Below are 8,174 nucleotides of genomic sequence, written 5' to 3'. Positions count from 1 at the left end.
TAGATTTAGGATATAATTTTGAAGCTTCAGTCCGAAGTTCTTTGTATTTAGAAAGATCACGCATGGAAACTGCAATATCAATCATCGGAACTGAAACCGACAAATCCATGGCTGCTTGTGACGTCCATTTCCCGGTTCCTTTTGATTTTGCTTCATCTTTAATGTCATTCAATAAAAGATCTTTTGAATCTTTTTTCTTAAAGGCAAAAATATCCCGCGTAATTTCAATGAGATAGGATTGCAGTCTGCCTCCATTCCAATTTTTAAAAACCACATGGATTTCTCGATCTTCCATCTGAAGCCCTTTTTTCATGATTTCGTAAGTTTCAGAAATTAATTGCATTAAAGCATACTCAATTCCATTGTGAACCATTTTCACAAAATGTCCAGCAGAGCGTTCGCCCATATATGCAACAGTCGGCTCACCATCGACCTGTGCCGCAATTTTCTCTAAAATTGGCTTTAAATTTTCGTAGGCTTCTTGATCACCACCTGGCATCATACTCGGACCTTTTCGCGCGCCTTCTTCACCACCAGAAACGCCCATGCCTACAAAGTGATATCCTTTTTTCTCTAAATCAACAAAGCGTCTTTCGGTATCTTTAAAATGAGAATTTCCACCATCTATAATAATATCTCCTTGGTCGAGAACTTCCAATAATTCAGTAATCACAGAATCGACAATAATACCTGCCGGAACAAGCAACATCACTGTTTTCGGACTTTTTAAATTTTTTACAAATTCCGTTAAATCTGAAAAAGCACGAATATTCTGATTGGTTAAGTAATTAACGGCATTGACTTTTTCAGCATCGATATCGTAGCCAGAACATTGATACCCGTGATCTGCAATATTTTGTAAAAGATTAGAACCCATTGTTCCGAGGCCAATCATTCCAAAGGAGCTTTGGCTTTTATTTTCGTTATTCATCGTATTATAATCGTCTGGTTTATTTAAAAATGTATCTGTGTTTAAAACTAAATTGTAGAATTAAAATTTAAGATCAGTATTTCGTAACGTGAACGGCAATTTTACCCAAAAAGAGAAATTTTTCTAAAAATGTAATCAAGCTTTTACAAGATTGATGCCTGTTGATGAGCTTTTTATGTTTCGATGATTTATGCTGGTTATCGTACTATTGCGCAATAATTCCGATTTGATTGTATGTAGAAAACTTTTAATCCCATTAATTTCAATAGGTAATTTACAATCAAAAATAAAAATAACAATTTATTTTAACTAAAAATAACATTTTAAAGTGCTTAGATTTTCACTTATTTCTATATTGGAGGAAGATACCTGGGTATGAAATTCTACACATTAATTTTAAAAGAATAAGACTAATGTGGAAAAAAGTGTGCCTTATTGTATGCCTTCTTTCTCCAAAATTTTAAGAATTAAGAATTTTATAGCAATCTAAAATTAAGCAAACCCTCACTTAACCCCACAAAAAAGAGAACCATTAAAATGATTCTCTTTACTTAGTAGCGGAGACACGACTCGAACGTGCGACCTCCGGGTTATGAGCCCGACGAGCTACCTACTGCTCTACCCCGCGTTATTGTGGTGCAAATGTACAATTTTAATTGACACTTCCAAAATTATTGCAAAAAATATTTTATTCAGCTATTTTTAGTAAATTTGTATATGGCAAAAATTCTAAAAATATATGCGGACAATCCACAGGAAAACCTCCTAGATGAGGTCGTTCGCACGTTGAAAAATGGTGGATTAATAATTTATCCGTCAGACACTGTTTATGCATTGGGTTGTAATATTTTTGATATTCGTGCGATGGAAAAACTCGCACAAATTAAAAAAATCAAATTAGAAAAAGCCCACTTCTCCATCATCTGTAACGACTTAAGTCATCTTTCGCAATTTTCGCGACCAATTACAACAAGTACATTCCGATATTTGAAGAATAACATTCCAGGACCTTTTACTTTTATTTTAGAAGCCAACAAAAATTTACCACTTGCCTACAAAGGAAATAAAACGGTCGGAATTCGTGTTCCTGATCATATTATTCCGCAGATGATCGTTGAGAAATTGGGACACCCGATCGCTTCTACTTCAATTAAAGATGACGATGAAGTAATTGAATACTCTACCGATCCTGAATTAATTGCAGAAAAATATGACCATTTAGTCGACATTGTAATTGATGCCGGTTATGGTGACAACGTTGCTTCTACCATCGTTGATCTAACGAGTGGAGAACCAGAGATTTTGCGTCAGGGAAAAGGAGAATTATAAATTATTTCATATTATTCAATTGGAGTAATAGTTTAAACCTATTCGCTAAAATATTCCGCAGCTCGTAAATTCACTACCTTTTTAGTTTAATTTATTAATCTGAAATTTCAATTATGAAAATCATCTCTTCGCCGGCTAAACTCATGAATATTGAAAACTCAAGCGAGTTTTTAAAATCAACTCAACCTCATTTTATTGAAGAAGCCGATTTAATTCAAACGACTTTAAAAAAGAAATCACCCAAATATTTAACTGAACTCATGGAGATTTCCACCAAGCTCGCCGATGAGAATTGGGAGCGAAATCAAAACTGGACTGCAAAACCATCTTCTAAAGAATCTGCGCCTGCCTTAATGGCTTTCAGTGGAGAAGTTTATCGGGGTCTCGATGCCAAGTCTCTCGACGAAAATGCAGTCAAATATCTACAGAAAAATTTCCGAATGCTTTCCGGATTGTATGGTTTATTAAAACCATCAGATCGCGTAATGCTTTACCGATTGGAAATGGGAAGAAAATTTAAATTCGACGGACATAAAAATCTTTACGAGTTTTGGAAAGACAAAGTCACTGACCAACTCAACAGCGAACTTAAAGCGAAAGATTTTGTATTGAATTTGGCGAGTAAAGAATATTTTAAAGTCATTGACAGAACTAAAGTTGAAGCACCAGTTATCGATTTTGATTTTTATGATTATAGAGAAGGAAAACTAAAAACCATCGTAGTTTACACCAAGCATGCCCGTGGTTTAGTTGCAAGATATTGCGCTCTTAATGAGGTAAAAACTTTAGATGAAGTAAAAGGATTCAACTTGGAAAATTACCGTATCGACGAAAAACTTTCCACCGAAACAAAACTGATTTTTACCCGATAATTCGATAATAAATAAAGTAACTTTCTTTTTTGAGAAGAACAACCTTTGCGATCGTAATTAAAAAATAATGCTGCGTGATATCTCTCTAAAATAAACGGAATTGAAGATGATCCTCAGCAAACTAAGACCTATTTAAGAAAAAACAAAATGAATTATCATACCAGAAAATGGATCAAGCCAGAAGATCTCAATCCTAACCATACGTTATTCGGTGGCAGATTATTACAATGGATTGATGAAGAAGCGGCGCTGTACGCCATTGTACAATTAGAGACACCGCGTTGTGTGACCAAATATATTTCAGAAATTAATTTCATCAGTTCTGCCAAACAAGGCGATATTATCGAAATAGGAATTGAAGCTACTGATTTTGGAAATACTTCGATCACTTTAACCTGTGCCGTCCGAAATATGATGACCCGCCAAACCATTATTACTATTGACAAAATTATATTTGTCGGCGTTAATCTGGATGGGAAACCAACCCGTCACGGTAAAACTAAAATTGAATTTATAGCTGATCGGTTAAATAATCAAAATGAAGATCAATATTAAGAATATGGTTTGTGACCGTTGCACTTCAGCGGTCAAAATCCTATTTAAAGATTTGAACATCCCGATTTCTAGTCTGGAATTAGGCGAAGTAGAAACGGTAAACGTACTTACTCCATCAGAACTAACAATTCTAAATGATCATCTGAAAAAACAAGGATTTGAGTTGTTGGAAGATGCAGTTAAAAAACAGATCGAACAGATCAAAAAAGTGATCATTCTTAAAATTAACGAACTAGATATTGATGAAGATTTTATCTTATCAAAATTTATCAGTAAAAAATTTTCCAAGGATTACAGTTCATTATCTAAAATTTTCTCTGTAAATGAAAATATAACATTAGAGCAATATTTCATTTTACAAAAAATTGAAAAAGCGAAAGAACTTCTTTTGTACAACGAAGTTACCTTGACGGAGATCTCCCAAAAACTTGGTTACAAAAGTGTCCAGTACCTTTCTGCTCAATTCAAAAACACCACTGGTTTCACTCCTACTTGCTTTAAAACATTAAAGTCTAAAAATCGTATTGCTCTCGATCAGATCTAATTTCAACTTACGAGGCTTCATACGTTCATTCTAAATTTCATAACAAACTTCCTTATCTTTATAACAGCTTTAATTGAAAAAGCTGGAAATTTGTAATTAAAATATCAGAAATGTCTCAAAATAATATTCCTCCATCCGAGAGGATATCGCCCAGTTCCGTTTACTATTGTCCGATGGAATGTGAGGGTGAAAAAGTATATTTCACGCAGGGAAAAAGATGCCCGACCTGTAATATGTTTTTGGTTCCTATCGAAGAAAGAGCAGATTATCAGAATAAACCGCAAATTTTTTCAAAGACCAATTTACCTGAAAATTTTGAAGAAAAGATTGGTGAATATTTTTGCCCAATGTTTTGTGAAAGTGATAAAACTTACCCTTCTGATGTGGGTTGTCCGGTTTGTCACATGCATCTCGACGAGATCACACAAGAATTGGTTGATGCTTCAACGACCCATCATCACAAAGAACATACAGCACCACCAATTATTGACCAAGAAAGTAATGCGGGTAAATATTACTGTCCGATGTTTTGCGAAGGCGACAAAGTTTACGATTCCAATGTGGGTTGTCCGGTTTGTGGAATGGACTTGGTCAAAATTCCTGAGAAAGGAGAAAAAACCGCTGAAGATGGTACGTATAAATTATTATTACGTAAATTTTTGATCGCGTTAGGATTTTCAATTCCGGTTTTTATTTTGTCGATGGGCGGAATGTGGTTTGATTTTTCTTTCTCTAATAAAGTGCAGGGAATTTTAGAATTACTACTTTCTATTCCTGTCCTATTTTATGCAGGATGGTTTATATTGAAAAGAGGATTTGTTTCCTTTAAAACCTGGAATCTCAATATGTTCTCACTCATTGCTTTGGGTTCTGCGGCAGCTTTTCTTTTTAGTTTATTAGCATTATTCTTTCCCGAAATATTACCGCATGAGATTTCGCATGGTGGAAAAACACCACTCTATTTTGAGTCGGTGGTCGTAATTCTGACGTTGGTAATTATGGGTCAAATGCTCGAAGCAAGAGCGCATCAAAAAACAGGAAAAGCAATTGAAGAATTGATGAATCTTTCACCTGATGAAGCTAATCTGATCATTAATAATGTTGAAAAGAAAGTCTCGCTTTCGGAAATTAAAATTGGAGATCTATTAAGAGTAAAACCAGGAGAAAAAATTCCTGTTGATGGCAAGATCAAAGAAGGTAGTTCTACTGTGGATGAAAGCATGATTACGGGCGAACCAATTCCGACAGAAAAAAGTACAGGAATGATGGTGACCTCGGGAACAATTAATGGCAACGGAAGTTTTATAATGAAAGCCGAAAAAGTGGGCGACGAAACCTTACTTTCTCAAATTATCAAAATGGTCAATGATGCAACGAGAAGTAAAGCACCCATTCAAAAATTAGCCGATAAAATTTCAAAAATATTTGTTCCGGTTGTCATTGGAATTTCAATTTTGACCTTTGTTTTGTGGCAAATATTCGGCGGAGAAAATGCTTTAATTTATGCTTTAGTCAATGCCGTCGCAGTTTTAATTGTAGCTTGTCCGTGTGTGCTTGGATTAGCAACTCCGATGTCATTAACCGTCGGAATTGCCAAAGGAGCAAAGAATGGAATCCTTATCAAAAACGCAGAGGCACTTGAACAAATGCATAAAGTAAATGTTTTAATTACCGATAAGACAGGCACATTAACAGAGGGAAAACCGAAAATGGATGAAGTAGTTCCTGCTGAAAACAATGATCAATCTCTGGTTCTAAAATTAGCTGCTTCTTTAAATCAAAATTCTGAACATCCGCTTTCAAATGCAGTTTTAAATGAATTTAAAAAAGAAAATCAAGATTTTGAAAAGGTAGAAAATTTCGAAAATATTTCTGGTAAAGGAGTGAAAGGAATCATTGATGGTCAAACTATTTTATTAGGAAACGCTTCTCTATTAAAGCAGTTTGATATTGAAATTCCAGCATCTTTAAAACAAAAAATTACTGAAAATGAAGATCAGGCTAAAACCATTTCTTTTTTAGCGATGGGAAATCAGGTTTTAGGATTTCTCGCTTTTTCAGATAATATTAAAGAAAGTTCAAAAAAAGCTATTCAGTATTTGCAGGAAAACAATGTAGAAGTGATCATGATGACTGGCGATAACGAACATACGGCAAAAGCTGTTGCTCAGGAACTAGGAATTGAAAAATACTTTGCAAATTGTCTTCCTCAGGATAAATTAGCAGAAATAAAAAGACTGCAAGCAGAAGGAAAAATCGTGGCTATGACTGGTGATGGAATTAATGATGCGCCAGCTCTAGCACAATCCAATGTGGGAATAGCGATGGGAACTGGAACTGATGTTGCGATGGAAAGTGCAGAGATCACTTTATTAAAGGGTGACATTTTGGGCGTGGCCAAAGCGAAGATCCTGAGTGAGAAATTACTGAAGAATATTAAAGAGAATTTATTCTTCGCATTCCTTTACAATACTTTAGGAATTCCGGTTGCAGCAGGCTTGCTCTATCCTATTTTTGGAATTTTGATGAGTCCGATGATCGCAGCGGCAGCGATGAGTTTTAGTTCGGTGTCGGTCATTTTAAATTCATTGAGATTAAATGGAGTTGATTTGAAAATCAAATAATACTTAAGCCACTAATTTAAATTATGAAGCTTTAACCACAAAGCCACAAAGCTTTTTTGCTGTAAAATACATTTCATATGGGAGTTACATTAGTTTTTAGTGAAATACAAAGATTACAATAGGATTGTGTGTCACAATTTCCCTAGGAAATCTTAATCATCTTAACTTCTTAATTGGAAGCTTAATGGTTTAAGTCCATTATTATTTTTAAAACTTTTGTGACTTTGTGTTTGAATAAAAAGTGCTTTATTCAGAGGATTAGAATTTCCTCTCAACAACGTAATCAAGCATCAACTGCAAAGAATTCTTGGCTTCAGATTCTGGAAAATCCGCGAGGATATGTTTTGCTTGTTGCTGATAGTTTTTCATCTTATCAACCGCATAATCCAAACCACCGGAATTTTTCACAAACTCGATGAGTTCTTTTACTCTTTTCTGATCGTTGTTATAGCGCTTTATGGAGTTGAAGAAATATTTACGGTCTTTGTCGTTGGCCGTTTTTAGAGCGTGAATTAGAGGCAAAGTCATTTTTTGCTCCTTGATATCAATCCCGACAGGTTTTCCAATAATGGTGGTCGTCAGATAATCGAACAAGTCATCTTTAATTTGAAAAGCCATTCCGGTAAGCGTACCGAACTCCATCATTTTCTTGGCTAAAGCTTCATCGTCACTCGTTGAAAGAACGCCGATTTCACAACAAGCTGCAATTAACGTTGCTGTTTTCTGACGGATGATTTCATAGTAAACTTCTTCCGTAATATCTAATTTCCGCGCTTTCTCGAGCTGTAACAACTCTCCTTCTGCCATTTCGCGAATGGTCCTGGAAATGACAGCAAGCAAATCGAAATCTTTGTGATCGGTAGAAAGTAAAACGGCTTTTGATAAAAGATAATCTCCAACCAGAACTGCAATTTTATTTTTCCATAAAGCGTTGATGGAAAAGAAATTTCGTCTTTTGAAACTCTCATCAACAACGTCATCATGGACCAAAGTTGCGGTGTGAATTAACTCAATCATCGACGCGCCACGAAAGGTTTTCTCGCTAACATCACCAACCAACTTTGCACAAAGAAATACAAACATCGGACGCATTTGCTTTCCTTTTGTGGTCACGATAAATCGCGTAACCTTATCCAAAAGTGCTACATTGCTCTGCATTGATTCATAAAACTTCTGTTCAAAAAGTTTCATCTCTGCAGTAATCGGTTTTTTAATTTCTTCTACAATGTTCGCCACGAATGAGTGATAATGGATTAAAATTTACAAATAGCTACAAAGATAATTATAAATTAAGAATATGTCAGAATTTATAGGCCTTT

The 8,174-nt window shown here is 35.1% G+C and carries 7 protein-coding genes and 1 tRNA gene; 5 read left to right on the top strand and 3 right to left on the bottom strand.

From position 1 onward, the window contains the following. Window positions 1-931: NADP-dependent phosphogluconate dehydrogenase (gndA, locus tag ACEYOS_RS01920; RefSeq protein ID WP_373797485.1), on the bottom strand; the 931-nt coding region annotated here is incomplete at its 3' end. Window positions 932-1,486: 555 nt separating this feature from the next. Then, window positions 1,487-1,559 (bottom strand) — tRNA-Met (locus tag ACEYOS_RS01915). An 89-nt stretch (window positions 1,560-1,648) separates the two neighbouring features. On the opposite strand from ACEYOS_RS01915, the gene ACEYOS_RS01910 reads away from it, so the two are divergent. From ACEYOS_RS01910 to ACEYOS_RS01890, 5 genes are all read left to right on the top strand, one after another. Then, entirely contained in the window at window positions 1,649-2,260 is a 612-nt protein-coding gene (locus ACEYOS_RS01910) for an L-threonylcarbamoyladenylate synthase (RefSeq protein WP_373708586.1), read from the top strand. Between the two features lie 113 nt (window positions 2,261-2,373). Continuing rightward, the gene (gene yaaA / locus ACEYOS_RS01905; RefSeq protein ID WP_373708587.1) at window positions 2,374-3,132 is read left to right on the top strand and encodes a peroxide stress protein YaaA; all 759 of its coding nucleotides are present in this window, start codon (window positions 2,374-2,376) and stop codon (window positions 3,130-3,132) included. 147 nt (window positions 3,133-3,279) lie between these two features. Then, entirely contained in the window at window positions 3,280-3,687 is a 408-nt protein-coding gene (locus ACEYOS_RS01900) for an acyl-CoA thioesterase (RefSeq protein ID WP_373708588.1), read from the top strand. Beyond that, window positions 3,671-4,231 (top strand): helix-turn-helix domain-containing protein, encoded by a 561-nt coding sequence (locus tag ACEYOS_RS01895; protein ID WP_373708589.1) that lies wholly within the window; start codon window positions 3,671-3,673, stop codon window positions 4,229-4,231. The genes ACEYOS_RS01900 and ACEYOS_RS01895 overlap by 17 nt, the downstream gene beginning before the upstream one ends. A gap of 110 nt (window positions 4,232-4,341) precedes the next feature. Then, entirely contained in the window at window positions 4,342-6,855 is a 2,514-nt protein-coding gene (locus ACEYOS_RS01890) for a copper-translocating P-type ATPase (RefSeq protein WP_373708590.1), read from the top strand. 258 nt (window positions 6,856-7,113) lie between these two features. On the opposite strand, the gene ACEYOS_RS01885 is transcribed toward ACEYOS_RS01890, so the two are convergent. After that, window positions 7,114-8,091, bottom strand: a complete 978-nt coding sequence (locus ACEYOS_RS01885; RefSeq protein WP_373708591.1) for a polyprenyl synthetase family protein — start codon at window positions 8,089-8,091, stop codon at window positions 7,114-7,116. Between the last annotated feature and the right edge of the window lie 83 nt (window positions 8,092-8,174).

Origin of the sequence: Kaistella sp., from assembly GCF_041824135.1 — a bacterium.
Taxonomy (GTDB): Bacteria; Bacteroidota; Bacteroidia; order Flavobacteriales; family Weeksellaceae; genus Kaistella.
Note: the sequence above shows the minus strand (reverse complement) of the source record. Positions and strands in the feature narration are given on the sequence as shown.